The organism is Caulobacter sp. LARHSG274 (genome assembly GCF_052871235.1).
Genome location: NZ_JBIXJO010000003.1, coordinates 277996 through 299452 on the forward strand (window position 1 = coordinate 277996; position 21457 = coordinate 299452).

Annotated in this window: 17 protein-coding genes and 1 pseudogene; 7 read left to right on the forward strand and 11 right to left on the reverse strand. The window is 69.0% G+C overall.

The features are described from left to right. Window positions 1-36: 36 nt before the first annotated feature. The 4 genes from ACIPQB_RS09580 to ACIPQB_RS09595 form a co-directional block, all read right to left on the reverse strand. Window positions 37-969: an alpha/beta hydrolase gene (locus tag ACIPQB_RS09580; RefSeq protein WP_446484993.1), complete on the reverse strand. Its 933-nt coding sequence runs from the start codon at window positions 967-969 to the stop codon at window positions 37-39. Window positions 970-1062: 93 nt separating this feature from the next. Beyond that, complete coding sequence (locus tag ACIPQB_RS09585; protein ID WP_446484994.1) at window positions 1063-3408, reverse strand: TonB-dependent receptor; 2346 nt, start codon at window positions 3406-3408, stop codon at window positions 1063-1065. Window positions 3409-3529: 121 nt separating this feature from the next. Then, complete coding sequence (glpK, locus tag ACIPQB_RS09590) at window positions 3530-5050, reverse strand: glycerol kinase GlpK (RefSeq protein ID WP_446484995.1); 1521 nt, start codon at window positions 5048-5050, stop codon at window positions 3530-3532. Next, window positions 5047-6564 carry a glycerol-3-phosphate dehydrogenase gene (locus ACIPQB_RS09595; protein ID WP_446484996.1) on the reverse strand — a complete coding sequence of 506 codons (1518 nt, stop codon included), beginning with the start codon at window positions 6562-6564 and terminating at the stop codon, window positions 5047-5049. The genes glpK and ACIPQB_RS09595 overlap by 4 nt, the downstream gene beginning before the upstream one ends. A 176-nt stretch (window positions 6565-6740) precedes the next feature. On the opposite strand from ACIPQB_RS09595, the gene ACIPQB_RS09600 reads away from it, so the two are divergent. Beyond that, window positions 6741-7511, forward strand: a complete 771-nt coding sequence (locus tag ACIPQB_RS09600; protein ID WP_446484997.1) for a DeoR/GlpR family DNA-binding transcription regulator — start codon at window positions 6741-6743, stop codon at window positions 7509-7511. 72 nt (window positions 7512-7583) lie between these two features. On the opposite strand, the gene ssb is transcribed toward ACIPQB_RS09600, so the two are convergent. The 3 genes from ssb to ACIPQB_RS09615 all read right to left on the reverse strand — a co-directional run bounded on the left by ssb (window position 7584) and on the right by ACIPQB_RS09615 (window position 9299). After that, window positions 7584-8090, reverse strand: a complete 507-nt coding sequence (gene ssb / locus ACIPQB_RS09605) for a single-stranded DNA-binding protein (protein WP_446484998.1) — start codon at window positions 8088-8090, stop codon at window positions 7584-7586. A gap of 141 nt (window positions 8091-8231) precedes the next feature. After that, window positions 8232-8618, reverse strand: coding sequence for a hypothetical protein (locus ACIPQB_RS09610; RefSeq protein WP_446484999.1), 387 nt, complete (start codon window positions 8616-8618; stop codon window positions 8232-8234). A 15-nt stretch (window positions 8619-8633) separates the two neighbouring features. Further along, window positions 8634-9299 carry a hypothetical protein gene (locus tag ACIPQB_RS09615; protein ID WP_446485000.1) on the reverse strand — a complete coding sequence of 222 codons (666 nt, stop codon included), beginning with the start codon at window positions 9297-9299 and terminating at the stop codon, window positions 8634-8636. A 184-nt stretch (window positions 9300-9483) separates the two neighbouring features. Between ACIPQB_RS09615 and ACIPQB_RS09620 the strand changes: the two genes are divergently transcribed. Continuing rightward, window positions 9484-9948 (forward strand): tryptophan 7-halogenase, encoded by a 465-nt coding sequence (locus ACIPQB_RS09620; protein WP_446485001.1) that lies wholly within the window; start codon window positions 9484-9486, stop codon window positions 9946-9948. Between the two features lie 241 nt (window positions 9949-10189). After that, the gene (locus ACIPQB_RS09625) at window positions 10190-12466 is read left to right on the forward strand and encodes a DEAD/DEAH box helicase (protein ID WP_446485002.1); all 2277 of its coding nucleotides are present in this window, start codon (window positions 10190-10192) and stop codon (window positions 12464-12466) included. Between the two features lie 58 nt (window positions 12467-12524). Here ACIPQB_RS09625 and ACIPQB_RS09630 read toward each other — a convergent pair whose 3' ends face one another. Further along, the gene (locus tag ACIPQB_RS09630; protein WP_446485003.1) at window positions 12525-13628 is read right to left on the reverse strand and encodes an anhydro-N-acetylmuramic acid kinase; all 1104 of its coding nucleotides are present in this window, start codon (window positions 13626-13628) and stop codon (window positions 12525-12527) included. A 270-nt stretch (window positions 13629-13898) separates the two neighbouring features. Between ACIPQB_RS09630 and tyrS the strand changes: the two genes are divergently transcribed. Beyond that, window positions 13899-15158 (forward strand): tyrosine--tRNA ligase, encoded by a 1260-nt coding sequence (gene tyrS, locus ACIPQB_RS09635; RefSeq protein ID WP_446485004.1) that lies wholly within the window; start codon window positions 13899-13901, stop codon window positions 15156-15158. Window positions 15159-15162: 4 nt separating this feature from the next. Here the strand turns inward: tyrS and ACIPQB_RS09640 are convergent. After that, a pseudogene (locus ACIPQB_RS09640) lies at window positions 15163-15260 on the reverse strand (hypothetical protein); the annotation flags it as partial. Between the two features lie 18 nt (window positions 15261-15278). Between ACIPQB_RS09640 and ACIPQB_RS09645 the strand changes: the two are divergent. The 3 genes from ACIPQB_RS09645 (at window position 15279) to ACIPQB_RS09655 (ending at window position 17598) form a co-directional block, all read left to right on the forward strand. Beyond that, on the forward strand, window positions 15279-15746 hold the full coding sequence (locus ACIPQB_RS09645; RefSeq protein WP_446485005.1) for a peroxiredoxin: 468 nt from the start codon (window positions 15279-15281) through the stop codon (window positions 15744-15746). Between the two features lie 213 nt (window positions 15747-15959). Continuing rightward, the gene (locus ACIPQB_RS09650; RefSeq protein ID WP_446485006.1) at window positions 15960-17114 is read left to right on the forward strand and encodes a peptidoglycan DD-metalloendopeptidase family protein; all 1155 of its coding nucleotides are present in this window, start codon (window positions 15960-15962) and stop codon (window positions 17112-17114) included. Next, the gene (locus ACIPQB_RS09655; RefSeq protein ID WP_446485007.1) at window positions 17095-17598 is read left to right on the forward strand and encodes a bactofilin family protein; all 504 of its coding nucleotides are present in this window, start codon (window positions 17095-17097) and stop codon (window positions 17596-17598) included. Before ACIPQB_RS09650 ends, ACIPQB_RS09655 begins: the two co-directional genes overlap by 20 nt. 248 nt (window positions 17599-17846) lie before the next feature. On the opposite strand, the gene prfB is transcribed toward ACIPQB_RS09655, so the two are convergent. Both prfB and ACIPQB_RS09665 read right to left on the reverse strand, forming a co-directional pair. Further along, window positions 17847-18960, reverse strand: a protein-coding gene (prfB, locus tag ACIPQB_RS09660; RefSeq protein ID WP_446485008.1) for a peptide chain release factor 2 whose coding sequence is annotated in 2 segments (ribosomal slippage) — window positions 17847-18890 and window positions 18892-18960 — 1113 coding nt in all. Because the reading frame shifts where the segments join, the coding sequence is not laid out codon by codon here. A gap of 104 nt (window positions 18961-19064) precedes the next feature. After that, window positions 19065-21437, reverse strand: a complete 2373-nt coding sequence (locus ACIPQB_RS09665) for a penicillin-binding protein 1A (protein ID WP_446485009.1) — start codon at window positions 21435-21437, stop codon at window positions 19065-19067. Window positions 21438-21457: the final 20 nt, after the last annotated feature.

Here is a 21457-nt window from a genome sequence, read left to right on the forward strand (position 1 = left end):
TCGCGCCGGCCGGGGAACTCAGAGGTCGGGAGCGGATCATCGCGTCAGCTTCATCGCCTTCAGCCACAGGGCGTACTGGTCGAACCAGGCGTCGCTGGTCGTGCCGTGCGGCCGAGAGGCGAAGCCATGGCCGCCAGCGCTGTACAGGTGGAACTCCACCGACGCGCCCGACGCCCGCCAGTTCTGGATCAGGCTCAGGTCCTGCGACCGGAAGAAGCGATCGTCGGCGGCGAGGGCGGCGAACAGCGGCGGCGCATTGGGCGGGACCACGCTGGACTGGGTCGGCCCATAGATCATGCCGGCGAAGTCGGGCCGCGCGTCCGGCGCATTGGCCTGCAGAGCGCCCAGCACCGTCATCGCGCCGGCGGAAAAGCCCAGGACCCCCACCCGCTGGGGATCGACGCCCCATTCGCGGGCGTGGGCGCGGACGGCGCGCACGGCCGCTTGAGCATCGGCGATGGCGTAGGGCGCTTGGCGGGTCCGCGCCTCGGCGCCTTCACCGCGCTGGAAGGTCGCGGCGAGCGCGGCTTTGAAGCCGTCGAAACCGTCCGGAAGCGGCGTGGTGCGATACTTCAGGATGAAGACCCGCACGCCCAGGGGCGCCAGCCGCTTGGCGACCTCGTAGCCTTCGTTGTCCATGGCCAGGAACTGGAAGCCGCCGCCGGGGACCAGGATCACCGCCGGGGCGGTCTTGTCGGCGGCCGGACCGCCGGGCATCAGGGTCAGGGTCGGGCGCGAGACGTTGTAGACGAGGCGCTGGCTGGCGTCCTGCCGCGCCCAGGCCTCGGGCGCGGGATTGGCCAGTTCGGTCGCCACCGGCAGGGCGATGGAGGGCGGCTCCTTGGGCGCCGCCGCGGGCGTCACGCCCTTGACCCAGTCGCCGGGGGCGGCGTGGGCGCCCTGCCCGGCCAGGCAAACCGCTAAGCCGGCGAGAAAGCCGATCAGGTGGCGGGATAGTGCTTTAAGCATGGTGAGATCCCTTCGTGTCGCTGCGCGGATCAAAAAAAGGGGAGCAGGCCAGGCCCGCTCCCCATCGCAGGGTTCGTCCGGGGAGGGCGAAGCCTAGAACTTGGTGTCCACCTTCAGGCCGAAGTAGCGATCGCTGTCGCGCGACAGCACCTGCGTCACGTAGTGGACGCCGTACGAGCCGAAGCCGTCGCCGATACCCGACACGAAGTGCTCGTCGAGCAGGTTGTTGACGAAGACGGTGGCCTTGACGTTGCCGTGCTCGATCGCCGCCGAGGCGTTGAGCAGGCCATAGGCCTTCTGCTCGGCCAGCGGATTGCCCAGCAGGTCGAAATTGACCTTGCTCTGGTACTGATAGTTCAGGCCGAACACGCCCTTCATGTCGCCGCCCAGGTCGCGCGTGACCAGGGCCCCGAGATTGATCTTGAACTTCGGGCTGTTGGGCAGCTGGGTGTTGGAGCGGTCCTGGACGTTGCCCAGGCCTGTCGGGTTGGTCGAGGGCGCGCAGCCCGTGCCCGTCTGGGCCTGACCGGGATAGCAGGCGGCGTTCGGGAACGAGCGCACCTGGGCGTCCGTATAGGCGGCCGAGGCGTCCAGCCGCAGCCACTCGACCGGCATGGCCTGGGCTTCGACTTCGAGGCCCTTGGTGCGCAGCTTGCCGACATTATTCAGCTTCTGCTGCAGGGCTCCGTTGATGTATTGCGACGACTGGGCCTGGAAGTTGTCGTAGTCGGTGAAGAAGGCCGCGATGTTCAACTGCACCCGATTGTCGAAGAAGCGGCTCTTCAGGCCGGTTTCGTAGGACGTCGAGGTCTCGGACTGCACCGGGTTCTGGGTGCGCAGCGGCGTGTAGCCCGACGAGATGTCGTAGGCGTAGCCCTTATAACCGGTGGCCGCGCTGGCATAGGCCGAGACGCGCGGCGCGAGTTCCTGGTTCACCGACAGCTTCCAGGTGGTGACGGTGTCCTCGTTGCTGCCGGCGCACAGCTGGCTGCCGGCGCCGCAGGTGCCGATGCTGGTCGGCGACACGTACACCGTGGCGGTCGGCAGGCGGTTGACGAAGAAGTCCTTGATCCGCTCGTTGTTGATACGCACCGCGCCGCTGACGGTGGTCCTGGTCGGGAACTTGTAGTCGACGCCGGCGAAGGCGGCGACGCTGCGCGTGCTCTGCTCGCCGTACCAGCTGGCCAGGATCAGGGCCGGGCCGCGCTGGAACGAGCGGTTGGTCTTGGCGTCCGCGTAGAAGGCGCCGACCACATAGGACAGCGGGCCCTCGCCCTTCGACGTCAGGCGGACTTCCTGGGTGAATGACTTGGAATGGTACGGGCCCGAATTGCTGACGCCCAGGCCCGGCGCGATCGGATTGGTGACGTTCGGCGCTGCGCCGTTGACGGCCAGGTCGGTGCCGTCGACATCGGCCGAGAAGTTGTACTTCCAGTCCTGGTACGAGGTGACGGAGATCAGGCTGGCGAAGCCGAGGTCATAATTCAGCTTGCCGCTGAAGCTGGCCTGCTTGTTCTCGGTGAAGCCGTCGTTGTCGACTCGCGTGCGGCGGTTGTCGGCGCCAGGCTGGATGTCGGCCAGGGCCGGCAGGATCGAGACGCCGTTGTAGCGCGGGATCACTGGCGTGGTCGCGCCGGCCGGCCGGTAGTTCAGGTCGACGTAGCGCAGCGTGGCGGCCGTGCCGTCGGACTTGGACTTGGCGTACGACCCGCTGAGGGAAAGCACCAGCCTGTCGGTCAGCTCGGACCGCAGCTTGCCGTGCACGCCGTACGAGGTGTTGTCGTTCAGGCGGTGCCCGTTGTGCAGGTTGCGGACGTTGCCGTCCCACTGGTTGTAATAGACGCCGAGGCGATAGCCGGTGGCGTCCGAGATTGGCCCCGAGATGGCGCCGTCGGCCTTGTAGCCGCGGTCCGTGGTGGCGGTCGCCGAGGCGTGGCCGCTGAAGACCACCGATGGATCGCGGGTGACGATGTTGATCGCGCCGGCGCTGGCGTTCTTGCCAAACAGCGTGCCTTGCGGGCCACGCAGGACCTCGATGCGCTCGACGTCGGACAGGTTGTCGAAGGCCTGGGCCTGCTGGACCACCGGCACGTCGTCGATGATCACCGCCACCGACGGCTCCACCCCGATCGAGAAGGCGTAGGTGCCGATGCCCCGCAGGATGATGGCGTTGTTCGGCGAGGCCGTGCTCTGGGTCAGGGTCAGCGACGCGGCGGCGCGGGTGAGGTCGCCGAACTCGTTGATACGCTGGTTCTCGATCGTCTCGCCGGTGAGGGCCGTCACGGCGACGGGGACGCTCTGCAGATTGACCGAACGCTTGGTGGCCGTGACGACGATCTCGGCCAGGCCGGTGCTTTCGCCCTTTTCCTGAGCCGCCGCCAGGCTTGGCATCGCCAGCACGCCGGCGGCCGCACTCGCCAGCAGGATCAACTTACGCATTGGTACCCTCCCTAACCTGTTGTTTTAATTTTATTCGAGATTGGCTAGTCCACTTTTTACTATTGGTCAAGCCAATCTCGAAAAGTGGCTGAACAGTTCACGAAGGCGGGGCCAAGCGGCCTCATGATCCGGACGCTTCGGCGCGGGACTCTGGCCGGTAGAGGGTGCGGGCGACGGCGTCGCGCCAGCCCTCCAGGCACTGCTTGCGCGCCTGCGGCGTCATGTCCGGATCGAAGCGTCGATCCAGGCGCCAGCCTTCGGCGATCGCGCCCAGGCTGGACCAGACGCCCGCCCCCAACCCGGCGAGGAAGGCCGCACCCAGGGCGGTGGTCTCGATATTGACCGGGCGTTCGACCGGCGCGTCGATGACGCCGGACAGGAAGGCGCACAACCATTCGTTGGCGGCCATGCCGCCGTCCACGCGCAAGGCGCTGGGCCGCGCCGCGCCGTCGGCGAACATCGCCGCGATCAGGTCGTGGGTCTGGAAGGCCACTGACTCCAGGGCGGCCCTGGCGATGTGGGCGGCCGAGGTGTCCAGCGTCAAACCGTGGATCAGGCCCCTGGCCTGCGGATCCCAATAGGGCGCTCCCAGGCCGACAAAGGCGGGAACCATGTAGACGCCATGCCCGTCGGGGACGCTGGTCGCCAGGCTTGAGGTGTCGGACGCCCGCACGATCAGCCCCAGTTGGTCGCGCAACCACTTGATCGCCGCGCCGGCCACGAAGATCGAGCCTTCGAGGGCGTAGGTGGGCTGGCCGCCAAGGCGGTGGGCGACCGTGGTCAGCAGGCGCGCGTGCGAGGTCACCGGCCGCGCGCCGGTGTTCATCAGCATGAAGCAGCCCGTCCCGTAGGTGGCCTTGATCATGCCTTCGTCGAAACACGCCTGCCCGATCAGGGCCGCCTGCTGGTCGCCGGCCATGCCGCGGATGGGAATGGGGGCGCCGAAGAGATCGGCTTGCGTCTCGCCGAAGTCGGCGCAATTGTCGCGCACCTCCGGAAGCAGCGCGGCGGGGATATCGAAGAGCCGCAGCAGGTCCTCGTCCCAGGCCTGGCGGTGGATGTCGAACAGCAGGGTTCGCGAGGCGTTGGTCGCGTCGGTCGCATGCGCGCGACCGCCGGTCAGGCGCCAGAGGAGGAAGCTGTCGATGGTGCCGAACGCCAGCTCGCCGCGCTGGGCGGCCTCGCGCGCGCCAGGGACCTGGTCGAGAATCCAGGCCAGCTTGCTGGCCGAGAAATAGGGATCCAGGCGAAGACCGGTCCGCGCCTGGACCAGGGGTTCGTGGCCGGCCTGCCGCAGCGCCTCGCATCGATCGGCTGTCCGACGGTCCTGCCAGACGATGGCCGGATGAAGCGCGCGTCCAGTTGTTCGCTCCCAGACGACGACGGTCTCGCGCTGATTGGCGATGCCGATGGCGGCGACCGCACTTGCAGCGACGCCCGCGCTGGCGAGGGCCGCACGCGCGGTGTCCACGACGTCCCGCCAGATGGTCTCAGGGTCATGTTCGACCCAGCCCAACTCCGGATAGCTCTGAGCGAACTCGCGCTGGTCGAGGCCGGCGACGCCGCCCTTTTCGTCAAAGACGATGCTGCGGGTGCTGGTCGTGCCCTGGTCGATGGCCAGGATATAGCGGGCGTCGGTCATGCTTCCTGCGCCCTGGCCGGCGACGGCGCGGTTTTCCGCTCCAGATGGGCTTCCAGGCGGCCGACCGCTTCGGACGGCAGATGCAAGCCCAGCTTGCTCCGACGATAGAGGATATCCTCCGCGGTGCGCGCCCATTCCTCGGCGACGAGATAGTCGACCTCGGCGGCATGCAGCCCCGCGCCGAGGTCCTCGCCCAGGTCGGCCAAACTCTTCGCGTTGGCCAGGATGCGCCGGGCTCGTGTTCCGTAGGACCGCGCCAGGCGGACGGCCAGATCGTCGGGAAGGAACGGAAACTCGGCGCGGAGCGCACGGGCGAAGGCGGCGCGGTCCAGGTCGGGCAGGTCGCCGCCCGGCAGCACGGCGCCGCGCGTCCAGGATGGGCGGGCCTGCGGGAAGAACCCGGCCAGGCGGTCCATCGCCTGATCGGCCAGGCGGCGATAGGTCGTGATCTTGCCGCCGAACACCGACAGCACCGGCGCCCTCCCCTCCGGCGCATCGACCTCCAGCACGTAGTCGCGGGTCACGGCGGAGGCGCTGTCGGCGTGGTCGTCGAACAGCGGCCGGACGCCGGCATAGCTCCACGCCACGTCTTGCGCGGCGACCTGCGGGACGAAGTAGCGGTTGACGCTCTCACAGAGGTAATCGACCTCCTCCGGGCTGATCCGCGCCGGCCCGGGCGGCGCGTCCCAGGCCACGTCGGTGGTGCCCACCAGGGTGAAGCGGCCCTCGTATGGGATGGCGAACACGATCCGGCGGTCGGGGTTTTGCAGCATGTAGGCGTGCTCGCCCTCGAACAGGCGTGGCACGACGATGTGGCTGCCCTTGATCAAGCGGGTCCCACTGCCCGTCGTCACGCTCAGGGCGCCGCTCAGGACCTCGGCGACCCAGGGGCCGGCGGCGTTGACGATCGCGCGCGCGCGGACCTGGCGCTCGGGGCCGTCCGCCGGTTGCAGGCGCGCTTCCCAGACCGCGCCCACGCGATGGGCGGAGACCAGCTTGGTGCGGGTTTCGATCACCGCGCCGCGCTCGCGCGCGTCCATGGCGTTCAGCGTCACGAGGCGGGCGTCGTCCACCCGGCAGTCCGAATAGACGAAGGCCTTTTGGTAGTCAGGGCGCAGCGCCGCGCCCTCCGGCGCGCCCTTCAGGCTGAGCCCGCGCGACCCCGGCAAGCGGCGGCGACCGCCGATGTGGTCGTACAGAAACAGGCCCAGCCGGACCATCCAGGCGGGACGCGTGGCGTTGGCGTGCGGCAGGACGAACCGCAGCGGCGAGATGATGTGCGGGGCCATGGCCAGCAACGTCTCCCGCTCCTCGAGCGCTTCGCGGACCAGCCTGAATTCGTAATATTCCAGATAGCGCAGGCCGCCATGCACCAGCTTGGTGCTGGCCGACGAGGTCGCGCTCGCCAGATCGTTCTGCTCGACCAGCAGGACCGACAGTCCGCGGCCGGCGGCGTCCCGGGCCACGCCCGCGCCGTTCACGCCGCCGCCGACCACCAGAAGGTCGAACTCCATCCCTGCCGCTCCTCCTGCTTTTGAGTCAGCGCTTAGCGTATTGTGGCATAAATCGCAAATTCGCAATTCAAAAACGAAAATCTTTACCGAAATCGCGCGTGAATTCGAAAGCGTCCAGCACGGCGCTCTGGCCAACAGCGACGCCGACGCGCTAAGCCGGACTTGGAGGTGCGTTGATGGCTATCGAGCAGCGTCACGAGGCGATCCTTGCGCTCGCCCGCAAAAGCGGACGGGTGACGGTCGAGGCCTTGTCCGATCAACTCCAGGTCTCGCGTCAGACGATCCGCAAGGACCTCAACGACCTTTGCGACCAGGGACAGCTCAACCGCGTGCACGGCGGCGCGGTGATCGCCGCCGGCGGAGTCGACAACCTGGAATACGAGGCGCGGCGGGTTCTGGCGCGCGAGGCCAAGGAGGCCATCGGCGTCGCGGCGGCGGCTCTGATCCCTGAAAAGGCCTCGCTGTTCATCAATATCGGCACGACCACCGAAGAGGTCGCCAGGGCCCTGCAGGGGCGGACCGGCCTTCTGGTGATCACCAACAATCTCAACGTCGTCGACATCCTGGCGTCTTCGCCCGGCATCGAGGTGATCGTGGTCGGAGGGCGGGTGCGCAGCGCCGATCGCGCTTCCGTCGGCGCCTTCGCGGTCGACTTCATCCGCAACTTCAAGGTGGATTACGCCATCATCGGCGCCTCGGCGATGGACGAAGACGGCTCTCTGCTCGACTTCGACATCAACGAGGTGCAGGTGTCGCAGACGATCATCCAGAGTTCGCGGCGGGTGATCCTGGTCGCCGACAGCCAGAAGCTTGGCCGCCCGGCGCCGGTGCGGATCGGGCACATCGGCGACGTCCACGTCTTCGTCACCGACCGGCTGGACAGCCCGGACCTGGCGGCGAAATGCGAAGCGCGCGGCGTGCGCGTCATCGAAACGGCGATCAAGTAGGCGGCCGCGCAAGCAGACGACCGGTTCCAGAGAAAACCGGCCGTCTATTCACAGTCCGAACCTTGGTAGGCTTTAGAACGGGATCTCGTCGTCGAGATCGGCCGAGAAGCTTTCGCGGGGGCCGCTGGGCTGGCTGCGGGGGGCGCCGCCGCCGAAGCTTCCGCCGCCGCCGCTGTAGCCATTGTCATAGCCGGCGTCGCCGCCCGCCGAGGCGCCGGCGCTGTCGCCGCGACCGCCCAGCATGGTCAGTTCGCCGCGGAACTTCTGCAGCACGATCTCGGTGGAGTACTTCTCCACGCCGCTCTGGTCGGCCCATTTGCGGGTCTGGATGGCGCCTTCGATATAGACTGTCGAGCCCTTGCGCAGATAGCTTTCGGCCACCTTCACCAAGTTGTCGTTGAAGATCACCACCCGGTGCCATTCGGTCTTTTCCTTGCGCTCGCCCGAGGTGCGGTCGCGCCAGGTTTCCGAGGTGGCCAGCCGCAGGTTGGCGACGCGGTCGCCCGAGCTGAGAGTGCGGATTTCCGGGTCGGCCCCGAGATTGCCGACCAGAATGACCTTGTTGACGCTGCCCGCCATGGGGAAGATTCCTGTTCACGCCCGGCGACCCAAATGCGCCGGCATCTGGGTCGGACGTTAACGGGTTCTTAAAAGCGAAATCAAGCTTTGTTCCACAATTGTTCCTGTGGACCGTCCGGGGTTATCCCCGGCTTTGCGCCGCTACTGCACCTGGCGGATCGCCCCGGGCACCGCCAGCCGCCCGTCGCCGGTGCGGACCAGCGACATGAAGCGCGCGCCCTCATAGGTGTCGCCCAGATAGATGCCTTCCTTCTCGACGAAGATGAACTTGCCCTGGTAGGCGCCGGTCAGCTCCCGGGTCGGGCTTCCCAGGCGCATGAAGCGGATCCGCATGCCTTCCAGCGAGGCGGCGCACAGCTCCATCGACGGCACGTTGCGCTCGACCGGATTGAACTTCAGCGTGCCGTCCGGCTGCTCGATGACATGCATACAGACGCCGGCTTCGAAGGGGGCCCGGGTCTGCTTCTCGCAACCGGCCAGGGCGGTGGCGGCGAGGACGGAGGCGGCGAGGATCGGGAACAGGCGCATGGGTCTTACGTCTTTCTAGGCCGACGGAATGGAGCAGCTGGGCCCCTGTTCGATGATCGAATGGAAACTGCGGTTGTCGGAGGAGGATTCCACCCGGCCGGGGACCAGGCGCAGGGTCTCGTCGCCCCAGCGGCCGTAGGTCGCGCCGCCGGGGCGCTCGCACTTGCCGTCGTACAGCTGCTGGGCGCAGGCGTTGCGGGTGATCTCGCCCGGCTGTTTGCGCCATTCGCCGCCGGCGTAGCGCCAGCAGACCGCCAGGGGCGCGCTGTCGACGGTCGGCGTGGTGGCCGGAGCGGCCGGAGCGGCGACCGTCACCGCGTCGGCGGGCGGCGGCAGCGGGGTCAGCACCAGGCCGGCTTGGTCGGCGGCGGCCAGGGCCCCGGTCTCGTCGACCCCGACATCGAGCGCGCCGGTCGCCACGCCGTTCTTCTTGGCGCATTCGGCCAGGGTGGTCTCGCCGACGAACTGGCCGCTGACGAAGCAGCGCAGCGGGCGGGCGGCGTCGAGCTTGGTGTCGTCGGCGCGGCCGGTCTCGACGACCAGGCCGCCATGCGAGGCCGGCGGGGCCTCGGCCGGCGGCCTGGCGCCGTGCATCAGGACGAGCGCGACGCCGAGCCCGGCGGCCAGGGCCAGGGCGGCGCCGCCGGCCAGCAACACGCGTCGATCTTTGAGAAGTTCCATGACCCCTGGCTACGACGCGTCGATGACGCTTTCAAGTCCAGTGGCCGCCGAAGCGGCGGGGATTGCGCGGGACCCGCCAGGGCGCGGCGACGCCGAGTCCCAGGATTTCTCGCCTGGAGCTGAATTGCGTGGGGAGCGTCTTTCAACAAAACCGCGCAACGTCCGGGACGATGCGCGGTGAAGCTTGAAGATCGTAGAGATGCGGCCGGCGGCGACGTCGGGATCGGTCGCCGACAGCGTGTTCCAGCAGCCCGACATCGACCGCTACAACCGGGTCATGCAGTTCGAATACGAGAAGATCCGCAACTTCCTGATCCTGCACTTCAAGGCCACCCGCCGCACAGACACCGCCCATTGGGACTATCTGCGGGAGATGCCGATCCCCGACTACCTGGCCGACAAGATCGTTGTCTTCGAAAGCCGCGGCCGGGTGTTCCGCGAGAACGAGGAGCTGTTCAACGACACCAGCTGGTTCGCGGTGATGATCGGCCAGGGCCTGACGCCGCGGGGCCACGACCCGATGGCCGACGTGATGTCCGACAACGAGCTGCGGGCCAAGATGCGCGACATCCGCGCCGTGATCGCCCGGTCGGCCGAGGTCATGCCCGACCACATGGCCTTCATCGCCGCCAACTGCGCGGCGGCGTGAGGCCATTTCGCCGCACCGCAGCGATCTTTGCCCCACGCCCTTGCTTTTCGGACGGTTTTAGCCTCCTTAGGCCGCCCATCAGACCCATTTCGCCGCCGCCCTGATCGGCATACCGGTGAAAACGGTCTATTCTCTGAAGATATTGACCAAGAACACGGTCCGTTTGGGGGTCGTATTTGGTCGTGGTGCGGGCCGCGTGCGTTTGTGTGTGCGCCGTCCGCTTGAACCGAATTGGACCTGTATGCCCTTCCCCGCCTCCCACCCCGCTCTTGAGCGGGCTCTTGCCGCTCAAGGCTATCTCGAGCCCACCCCCGTCCAGGCCGCCGTGCTGGAAGCCGACGCCGAGGGCCGCGACCTGCTGGTCAGCGCCCAGACCGGCTCGGGCAAGACCGTCGCCTTCGGCCTGGCCGCCGCCACCACCCTGATCGGCGACGCCGACAAACTGGGCAAGGCCGGCCTGCCGATGTGCCTGGTCATCGCCCCGACCCGCGAACTGGCCATCCAGGTCAATCGCGAGCTGACCTGGCTCTATGCCGAGGCCGGCGCCGTGGTCGTCAACTGCGTCGGCGGCATGGACGCCCGCCGCGAGCAGCGGGCCCTGAACTTCGGCGCCCACATCGTGGTCGGCACCCCCGGCCGCCTGCGCGACCACATCGAGCGCGGCCACCTGGACCTGTCGGAGCTGAAGGTCGCCGTCCTCGACGAGGCCGACGAGATGCTCGACATGGGCTTCCGCGAGGACCTCGAATTCATCCTCGACGCCGCCCCCAAGGAACGCCGGACCCTGCTGTTCTCGGCCACCCTGGCGCGCGAGATCGTGCAGCTGGCCAAGAGCTACCAGAACGACGCCGTCCGCATCGACACCATCGGCCGCAACGAGCCGCACCGCGACATCGAGTATCGCGCGGTCCGCGTCGCGCCCAACGAGACCGAGCACGCGATCGTCAACCTGCTGCGCTATTTCGAAAGCCCCGGCGCCCTGGTGTTCTGCAACACCCGCGAAAGCGTCCGCGCTCTGCACAGCAAGCTGCGCGAGCGCGGCTTCGCCGTGGTCGGCCTGTCGGGCGAGCTGTCGCAGCGCGAGCGGGCCGACGCCCTGCAGGCCCTGCGCGACGGCCATGCCCGCGTCTGCGTCGCCACCGACGTTGCGGCGAGAGGTCTGGACCTGCCCGATTTGGGCCTGGTGATCCACGCCGAGCTGCCGGTCAACAAGGCCACCCTGCTGCACCGTTCGGGCCGCACCGGCCGGGCCGGCAAGAAGGGCGTCAGCGCCCTGGTCGTGCCCTACACCCGCCGCCGCAAGGCCGAGCAGCTGCTGATGGCGGCCGGCGTCGAAGGCCAGTGGGGCGGCGCCCCGACCGCCGACGAGATCCGCATCAAGGACACCGAGCGCCTGCTCGATGATCCGATCTTCGAGGAGCCGGCGGTGGAGGAAGACACCGCCCTGGCCGAGGCCATGCTGGCCAAGCGCACGCCGCTGGAGATCACCGCCGCCCTGATCCGCACCCGCCGCGCCAAGCTGCCGGCCCCGGAAGAGATCTATGACGACCCGCGCCACGGCGCTGATCCCGGTCCCCGTAGCCGGGATATGGGTTCGCGCGACGCCGGCCCGCGCAGCAATGACAGCGGCGACCGCTTCGCCGACCGCGGTCCGCGCGACTTCGGTGGTCGCGACGACCGTCCCGAGCGCGAACCGCGAGCCGACATGAGCAATTCGGCCTGGTTCCGCCTCAACACCGGCCGCCGCAACAACGCCGACCCCAAGTGGCTGATCCCGCTGATCTGCCGCCTGGGCCACATCACCAAGAAGGACATCGGCTCGATCCGGATCTTCGACTACGACACCAAGTTCGAGATCTCGGCCGAGGCGGAAGTGAAGTTCGGTGCAGCGGTGCAGGCCACCGTGCGCGACGACGTCACCATCACCCCGACCACGGCTCCGGCCGCCCGGGACGCCGGCCCCAAGCGCGAATACGCCCCCCGGCCGCCCCGTGACGACAACGACGCCCCGCGCCGCGAGTTCACGCCGCGTCCGCCCCGCGACGACGCCGCCCCGCGCAGCCCGCGCGCCAACGCCCCCGGCTCGCGCGATCATACCCCGCGCCCTTCCAGCTACGGCGCCGACGGCGTCAGCAACGCCAAGCCCTATGCGCGCAACGAAGAGCCCAAGCGCGACTACAAGCCGCGCGACCGCGACGAAGCCCCCAAGCGGGACTTCAAGCCGCGCGCCGCCCCTCCGTCTGGCGGTCCCAAGCGCGAGTTCAAGCCGCGCGACGAAGCCCCGCGCGCCTACGCCGAGGCCGCCCCGCGTCGCGCACCGCGCACCGATCGCGAGAGCGTGCCCTATGATCCGGCCGCCGCGCCGGACAAGCCGTTCCGCAAGCCCCGCGCCGAGGTCGGCGCCGCTCCCGCCAAGCCGTTCAAGGGCCCCAAGCCCTTCAAGGCCAAGGGCGACTTCGGCGGCAAGCCGGCGTTCGGCAAGAAGCCGGCCGGCAAGGCTCCGTACAAGAAGAAGTAGGCTCCTTCCTGCTCGGCGACAGGGCTGGCGGGGGCCTCAGGCCCGCCGCAGCGCAGGCCTAAGGTTCGACGATCCGCCCGCCGGTCATCGGGGCGGCGACGCCGGTGGTGCCGGGGAAGCTGATCGGCAGGCCGCGGGCCGTGCGGGCGGCCAGGAAGGCGAAGGCCTCGGCCTCGATGGCGTCGCCGCGCCAGCCGACCGCCTCGGCGGTGCGGACCGGCACCGGGGCCCGGTCGGCCAGGGCCCGCATGATCTGCGGATTGTGGCGGCCGCCGCCGCAGACGATCAGGGCGTCGGGATGCTGGCCGTGCTCGAACGCCTTGACCACCGCCTCGGCGGTGAAGGCCACCAGAGTCGCGGCGGCGTCCTCGGCCGACAGGTGGTCGACCAGGTGCAGCGGAAAATCGTAGCGATCCAGCGACTTGGGCGCCGGTCCGGAGAAATAGTCGCTGGCCAGGAAGGTCGCCAGCACGGCCTCGTCGACCCGGCCCGCCGCCGCCAGCCGGCCGTTGTCGTCGAAGCGGCCCAGGCCCCGGGCCTGCAGCATCAGGTCGATCATGCCGTTGCCGGGGCCGGTGTCGAAAGCCAGCAGGTCGTCGTCGGGCCCGATCAGGGTGATGTTGGCCACCCCGCCGATGTTCAGCGCCGCCACCGGCGCGGCCAGGCCCGAGGCCCGGGCCCGGGCGGCGTGATAGACCGGGGCCAGCGGCGCCCCCTGCCCGCCCGCCGCCACGTCGGCGGCCCGGAAGTCGAACGCCACCGGCCGCCCGCAGGCCCTGGCCAGGCGCGGGGCGTCGAGCAGCTGCACGGTGCGGCCGATCCGCCCCGGATGCGGCCGCTCGTGCAGCACCGTCTGGCCATGCACGCCGAGCAGGTCGAATTCCGCCCAGGTCAGGCCGTGCTCGGCCAGGAAGCTTTCGGCGGCGTGGAAATGCTCGTCGGCCACGGCCTGGGCGGCCTCTTCGAAGATCTCCGGCGGCGGCCGGTCGCGGGGCCAGCCGCGGGCGACCTCGGTGGCGACCAGCAGCAGGTCGCGGGTCTCCTCGCGCAGCTTGCGCTCGCCGGCCGGGCCGAAGGCCTGGATGTCCTCGCCGTCGGTCTCGAGCACCGCCATGTCGACCGCGTCGAGCGAAGTGCCGGTCATGAATCCCAGAATGCGCATGGTCCGGTTGACTGCCACGGGTCGGGCCGGCTAGCTAGACCCCATGATCGCCCCGCGCCCCCTCGCCTGCGCCTATTACCGCCCGCTGTCCTAGCGGGAGGCCGACCGATCACGTCGACGCGCCCGCCCCTCCCGGCGACGCGCCAGACCCGCGACCGTCTCCGGATCACGCCCCAGGAGACCTCCACGATGAAACCCTCGCCACATCCCGGCCCGCCCGTGCTAGACGCCCGGACGCCGAAATCGCCGTTTGAACCAGAGAGTCGATCCATGTCCGCCGCCACGCCCTTCAAGTCGGAATTCCTCCAGACCCTGCAGGCGCGCGGCTATATCCACCAGATCACCCATGCGGACGAGCTGGACGCGGCGGCCGCCGGCGGGATCGTCACCGCCTATATCGGCTTTGACGCCACCGCCCCGTCGCTGCATGTCGGCTCGCTGATCCAGATCATGCTGCTGCGCCGCCTGCAGCAGGCCGGCCACAAGCCGATCGTGCTGATGGGCGGCGGCACCACCAAGGTCGGCGACCCGACCGGCAAGGACGAAAGCCGCAAGCTGCTGTCGGACGCCGACATCGCCGCCAACATCGCCGGCATCAAGCAGGTGTTCGCCAAGTTCCTGACCTTCGGCGACGGGCCGACCGACGCCATCATGGTCGACAACGACGCCTGGCTGAGCAAGTTCGGCTACGTGCAGTTCCTGCGCGACTACGGCGTGCACTTCACGGTCAACCGCATGCTGGCCTTCGACTCGGTCAAGCTGCGGCTCGAGCGCGAGCAGCCGATGACCTTCCTCGAGTTCAACTACATGCTGATGCAGGCGGTCGACTTCCTGGAGCTGAACCGCGCCCACGGCTGCGTGCTGCAGATGGGCGGCTCGGACCAGTGGGGCAACATCCTCAACGGGGTGGAGCTGACCCGGCGGGTGGACCAGAAGGCCGCCTTCGGCCTGACCACCCCGCTGCTGGCCACCGCCTCGGGCGCCAAGATGGGCAAGACCATGTCGGGCGCGGTGTGGCTGAACGCCGACGCCCTGAGCCCCTACGACTACTGGCAGTTCTGGCGCAACACCGAGGACGCCGACGTCGGCCGGTTCCTGAAGCTGTTCACCGACCTGCCGCTGGCGCGCATCGCCGAGCTGGAGGCCCTGCCCGGCGCCCAGATCAACGACGCCAAGAAGGTGCTGGCCGACGAGGCGACGCGGATGGCGCATGGCGAGGACGAGGCCCGCAAGGCCCGCGACGCCGCCGAGAAGGCCTTCGAGCAGGGCGCGCTGTCGGCCGACCTGCCGACCTTCGAGGTTGCGGCTGCGGACCTGAAGGCCGGGATCGTGCTGGCCAACCTGTTCGCCGACGCCGGCCTGGCCGCCTCGCGCGGCGAGGCCCGGCGCCTGGCCCAGGGCGGCGGGGTCAAGGTCAACGACAAGGCCGAGCCGGACGCCAACCGCGTGGTGACCGAGGCGGATCTCGTCGACGGCGTCGTCAAGCTGGCGGCGGGCAAGAAGAAGATCGTGCTGGTCAAGCCGGTCTAGGCTACCGCCCTCGTCCTTCGACAAGCTCAGGACGAGGGCGACTGAGACGACCGTGTGATCCTCACCCTGAGCCTGTCGAAGGGCGAGGATCACACCCACCAAACTGGAAGGATGAGCGCCATGAGCGACCTGCAACCCGGCGACAAGGCCCCCGATTTCGACCTGGCCACCGACACCGGCCGCGTCAGTCTTTCGGGCCTGAAGGGCAAGACCGTCGTGCTCTATTTCTATCCGAAGGACGACACCACCGGCTGCACTTCCGAAGCCCTGCAGTTCTCGTCCGAGGTCGAGGAGTTCGCCAAGGCCGGGGCGGTGATCGTCGGGGTGTCCAAGGACAGCGCCGCCTCGCACGCCAAGTTCCGCAAGAAGCACGACCTGACCGTCGAGCTCGGCGCCGACCCGACCGGCGAGACCGTCGAGGCCTATGGCGCCTGGGTGGAAAAGAGCATGTACGGCCGCAAGTACATGGGCATCGAGCGCGCCACCTTCCTGATCGACGGCGAGGGCGTGGTCCGCCAGGTCTGGCGCAAGGTGAAGGTGCCCAACCACGTCAAGGCGGTGCTGACGGCGGCGCGGGCCCTGAAATAGGCGCCACGCAGGTGTGTCCCGCGCGCCTCAGCCCTGCAACTTTCGCGATCTGGCCCGGCGGCGGCGATGGCGGGCCAACCCCAAACACGCTACCGATCAGGCCGCATGATCAAAGCTTGGCCACGGCCCTGCGCCGGGCGCGAAGCATCTTGCGTGTTTCCGCTTTCTCGTTGCATATCGCCGGGACCTTGAAAACGGGGGTTTCCTAGGCCGATGGCGATCAAGCGCTTCAAGCGACTACAGCAATCCCTGGAAGAGCTGTTCCCTGAACGCCACCTCTACGTCCGCTCCGGCGGCGAAATGCGCGGCTACGTCTTCTCCCCCGGCAAGCAGCTGATGTGCGCCACGGCGGTGGCCGGCGCGGCGCTGTGGATGGGAGTCTGCACCGCGGCCATGCTGGTCAGCTTCCTGTCGGTCAGCTCGACCGACCAGGTGGTCATCAAGCAGAAGGCCTATTACGAGCGCCTCAACGCCGACCGCCAGGCCCGCCTGAACAGCGCCGTGGCCCAGCTGTCGGCCAGCAGCGGCTCGCTCGACGAACTGGCCAGCTCGGTCGAGAAGCGCCACGCGGCCCTGGCCCTGCTGGTCAGCGATTTCCGCGGCGTGCCCGGCGCGGCCCAGGCCCTGCAGACCGCAAAGCCCCGCCTGCCCGGCGCCTCGCCGGTCGAGCGCATCCAGGCCACGCGGATGGACCAGGAGCGGCTGATCGACGCCGCCGAGACCTTCGCCAAGAGCCGGGCCGAGCGCCTGCGCCTGGCCATGCGGATGGCCGGCCTCGACGCCGGCGACTTCATCAGCCGCGACGGCGGCGCGCTGGGCGGCCCGCTGATCGAGGCCAAGGATCCCCGCGCCCTGGCCGCCGTACTCGACGTCGACGAGGACTTCGCCGGCCGCATCCAGCACGCGGCCACCGACATGTCGGACATGCGCCAGCTGAGCGCCGCCTCGCAGCGCCTGCCCTTCTACCGGCCGACCAACAATCCGGCCCTGAGCAGCAGCTACGGGGTGCGGTTCGACCCCTTCACCCATCGCCCCGCCTTCCATTCGGGCCTGGACTTCCCCGGCGCCTTCTACACCCCGATCATGGCCACCGCCCCGGGCGTGGTCTCGTTCACCGGCGTGCGCTCGGGTTACGGCAATGTCGTCGAAATCGACCATGGCAACGGCTTCAAGACGCGCTACGCTCACCTGCAAGCCACGTCGGTGCGGGTCGGCCAGCGAGTGGCGATCGGCCAGCGCATCGCCGCCATGGGCTCGACCGGCCGCTCGACCGGTCCGCATCTGCACTACGAAGTATGGGTCAACGGCCGGGCTCAGAACCCGAACCGTTTCTTGAAGGCTGGTGAGTATGTTCAGCAAGCAAGCTAAGACGTCCAAGGGGCCGACGCCGATCGAGCCCCTTCCCCTGCCTTCCCCCGGCGCCGGGCCCGAGGGCGCTCGCAAGGCCCCGCCGCGGGTGGCGTCGCTGATCTCCCCGGACATCACCGTCGAGGGCGGCGTCACCGGCGAGGCCGAGCTGCAGATCGACGGCGTGGTGCGCGGCGACGTCCGCGTCGCCCGCCTGACCATCGGCGAGACCGGCCATGTCGAAGGCTCGATCTTCGCCGAGGCGGTCGAGGTGCGCGGCCGGGTGGTCGGCGCCATCACCGCCAAGCAGGTGCGGCTCTACGGCACCGCCTATATCGACGGCGACATCACCCACGAGCAGCTGGCCATGGAGACCGGAGCCTTCTTCCAGGGCCGCAGCCTGAAGTTCCAGCGTCCCGCCGCGCCGCCGCAACCGCAGCCGGCCCCCGCCCCGCAGCAGGCCCTGGCGGCCCCCGCGGTGCTGGAAGCCAAGCCGGTCGGCTGAGACGCAACGGCTTTGAGCTCGGCTCCTCGCTTCCCTCTCAATCCGTCATCCCGGGCCTTGTGCCCGGGACCCATTTGTCCGCCGCAGGTGCGGTGGGGTGGCGCGCCGGCGCGCCATTTCGCTTCACCGTCAACTTAACTATGGGTCCCGGGCACAAGGCCCGGGATGACGGGTTTTGGTGAGAACGGTCGAGATCAAAGGCGGTTGGTGCAAGACAAAGACGCCCCGGATCGCTCCGGGGCGTTTGACTAGGCGTCCCGCGTCGCTCCGACCCGCTGGGCCAGGGAGGCGCCCATGAATTCGTCGAGGTCGCCGTCGAGCACGCCCTGGGTGTCGGAGGTCTCGACATTGGTCCGCAGGTCCTTGACCATCTGGTAGGGCTGCAGGACGTAGCTGCGGATCTGGTGGCCCCAGCCGATGTCGGTCTTCTGGTCCTCCAGCGCCTGCTGCGCCGCCTCGCGGCGTTGCAGCTCGGCCTCGTACAGCCGGGCCCGCAGCATCTTCCAGGCTTCCTCGCGGTTCTGGTGCTGCGACCGTCCCGCCTGGCAGGCCACGGCGATGCCGGTCGGGATGTGGGTCAGGCGCACCGCCGAGTCAGTCTTGTTGATGTGCTGGCCGCCGGCGCCGCTGGCCCGATAGGTGTCGGTGCGCACGTCGGAGGGGTTGATCTCGATCTCGATGGTGTCGTCGACCACCGGATAGACCCAGACCGAGGCGAACGAGGTGTGGCGCTTGGCGGCGGCGTCATAGGGGCTGATGCGCACCAGGCGGTGGACGCCGGCCTCGGTCTTCAGCCAGCCATAGGCGTTGGTCCCCTTGACCAGCAGGGTCGCCGACTTGATGCCGACCTGGTCGCCGGAGGTTTCTTCGACCAGCTCGACGCTCATCTTGTGGGCGTTGGCCCAGCGGCTGTACATCCGCAGCAGCATGCCGGCCCAGTCGCAGGACTCGGTGCCGCCGGCCCCGGAGTTGATTTCGACATAGCAGTCGTTGCCGTCAGCCTCGCCCGACAGCAGGGCCTCAAGCTCGGCGCGGCCGGCCGTGTCCTTCAGGGCCTTGAGCTGGGCGCGGGCGTCCTCCAGCAGGGCTTCGTCGCCCTCCATGTCGGCCAGCTCGGCATATTCCAGGGCGTCCTTGAGCCCCGTCTCCAGGACCTGCACGGCCTCGACCCGCCCGGCCAGGGCGGCGCGTTCGCGCGACACGGCCTGGGCCTCGGACGGCCGGTCCCACAGGGTCGGGTCCTCGACCCGGGCGTTCAGCTCATCCAGTTTGCGTAGGGCGACATCCCAGTCAAAGACGCCTCCTGAGCAGTCCTACGGACTGCTCGATGTCAGCCGCGGCGGCCTCGACATCCGGTCTCATCACGTTGCTCCGTGACAGTGTTGAAGGGCGCGGGACATAGCCCGCGCCCGGAGTCGGCGCAATGACCGATGACGGCCAGGGCGCTTTGGCGTGAACAAACCGGCCTAATAGAGCCCGCTGATGTCGGGAACCTTGGTCGGCGGCTTCTCGGCGTTGGTGGGCGGCGCGCCGATCTGGCCGCCGGGCCAGGCCTCGTCATAGCCCTGCGGGCCGGTGGGAATGGTCGGGACCACGACCTTGGGCTCGGTGCCGGGGCGGAAGGCCTCGCGGATGCCGCGGACCATGGCGTACTTGGCGTTCGCCGGGGCCTTGAACTCGGTCTTCGGCTGGCCCTTCAGCGCCTCGCGCATGAAGTCGATGAAGATTGGCACCGGACCGGCCGCCCCGGTCTCGCCCTCGCCGAGCGAGCGGTTGTCGTCAAAGCCGATGAACACCCCGACCACCAGGCTGGGCGAATAGCCCACGAACCAGGCGCTGCGGTACTCGTTGGTGGTGCCGGTCTTGCCGGCCAGCGGATAGCCCAGCGAGCTGGCCTGGGCGGCGGTGCCGCGCTGGACCACGCCCTGCAGCATCGAGGTGATCTGGTAGGCGGTGATCGGGTCCATCACCTGCTCGCCCAGGGCGGGGATGCGCGGGCTTTCGTCGCCGTTGAAGCCGGCGTTGCAGCGCACGCAGTCGCGCTTGTCGGCGCGGAAGATCACCTTGCCCTCACGGTCCTGCACCAGTTCGATCAGGTGCGGCTCGACCCGCCGGCCGCCGTTGACGAAGGGCGTGTAGGCGGTGGTCAGCTTGAACGGCGTGGTCTCGCCCGCGCCCAGGGCCATGGCCAGCACCGGGGCCATGTCGCGGGTCACCCCGGTTCGCTTGGCCATGTCGATGATCTTCTTCATGCCCACGCCCTGGGCCAGGCGCACGGTCATGGCGTTGATCGACAGCTCCAGGCCCTTGCGCAGCGGCAGGGCCCCGTAGAACTTCTTGTGATAGTTCTCCGGGCTCCAGTCCTGGCCGTTGGCCCCTTTCAGGGTGATGGCGCTGTCGACCACGACGCTGGCCGGCGTGTAGCCGTTCTCCAGGGCGGTGGCGTAGACGAAGGGCTTGAAGGCCGAGCCCGGCTGGCGCATCGCCTGGGTGGCGCGATTGAAGTTCGACAGCGAATAGCTGTAGCCGCCGACCAGGGCCACGACCCGGCCGCTATAGGGCTCCATGGCCACCAGGGCGCCGTTGACGATCGGCACCTGGCGCAGGCGATAGCCGCCTGAGGTCGCCGACTTCTCGACGAACACCAGGTCGCCGACCTTCAGCCCCTTGGTCGCGTTGGCCCAGGCCATGTCCTCGCCGACGATGTTCCCCTCGCCTTCGCCCTTGACCAGCCGGACCTCGCCCGAGGCCGCGGTGACCACGGCCGGACGCCAGGCCCGGCGCTCGGCCGGCGGCGTCTTGGCGGCGGCGGCCTTTTCCCAGTCGGCGTCGAGCGTCTCGATATGGCCCCAGGCCCCGCGCCAGCCGTGGCGGCGGTCGTATTTCTCCAGGCCTTCCATCAGCGCCACCCGGGCCTCGGTCTGCAGCTTGGGATCCAGGGTGGTGCGCATGTAGTAGCCGCCCTCGTTCAGGCGCGGTCCCAGCGTGGCCATGCCGCGCTGGCGGACTTCCTCGACGAAGTAGTCGGCGTCGCGATAGGCCGCGCGCTTGGGTCCCGGCTGCACCACCAGGTCCTGGGCGATCGCCTTGCGGGCGTCCTCGCGGCTGACCCAGCCGAGATCGGCCATCTGACCCAGGATCCAGTCGCGCCGGGCCTTGGCCTTGGCCTTGTTGCGGATCGGATGATAGTTGTCCGGCCCCTTGGGCAGGGCCGCCAGGAAGGCGCACTCGGCCAGGCTCAGCTCCGGCAGCGACTTGCCGAAATAGTTGTAGGCCGCCGCCCCGACCCCGAACGAGCGATAACCCAGCCAGATTTCGTTGAGATAGAGTTCAAGGATCTGCTGCTTGGACAGCGACTGCTCCAGGCGGTGGGCCAGGATCGCTTCCTTGAACTTGCGGCCGACCGTCGCGTCGCTGGTCAGCAGCACGTTCTTGGCCACCTGCTGGGTGATGGTCGAGCCGCCCTCCAGGCGCCGCCCGCGCATGGCGTTGCCGACATTGTTCAGCATGGCCCGCGAGAAGCCGCCGACGTCGACGCCGCCGTGCTTGAAGAAATTGTGGTCCTCGGCCGCCAGGAAGGCCTGGGCCAGCTGCGGCGGGATCTGGTCGTAGGGCACGAAGATCCGGCGCTCTTTGGAGTATTCGCCGATCAGCGTGCCGTCCCAGGCATAGACCCGGGTGGCGGTCGGCGGCCGATAGTCCTGCAGCTCGCCGGCGTCCGGCATGTCGTGGAACAGCCAGGCCGCATAGATGGCGATGGCGAAGCCGGCTACGGCGATCGCCGACAGCACCGTGACGCCGGCGATGGCGATCCATCGGTCTCTAGGCTTCACGTCCACGCCACCTCCGTCGGGGGAGC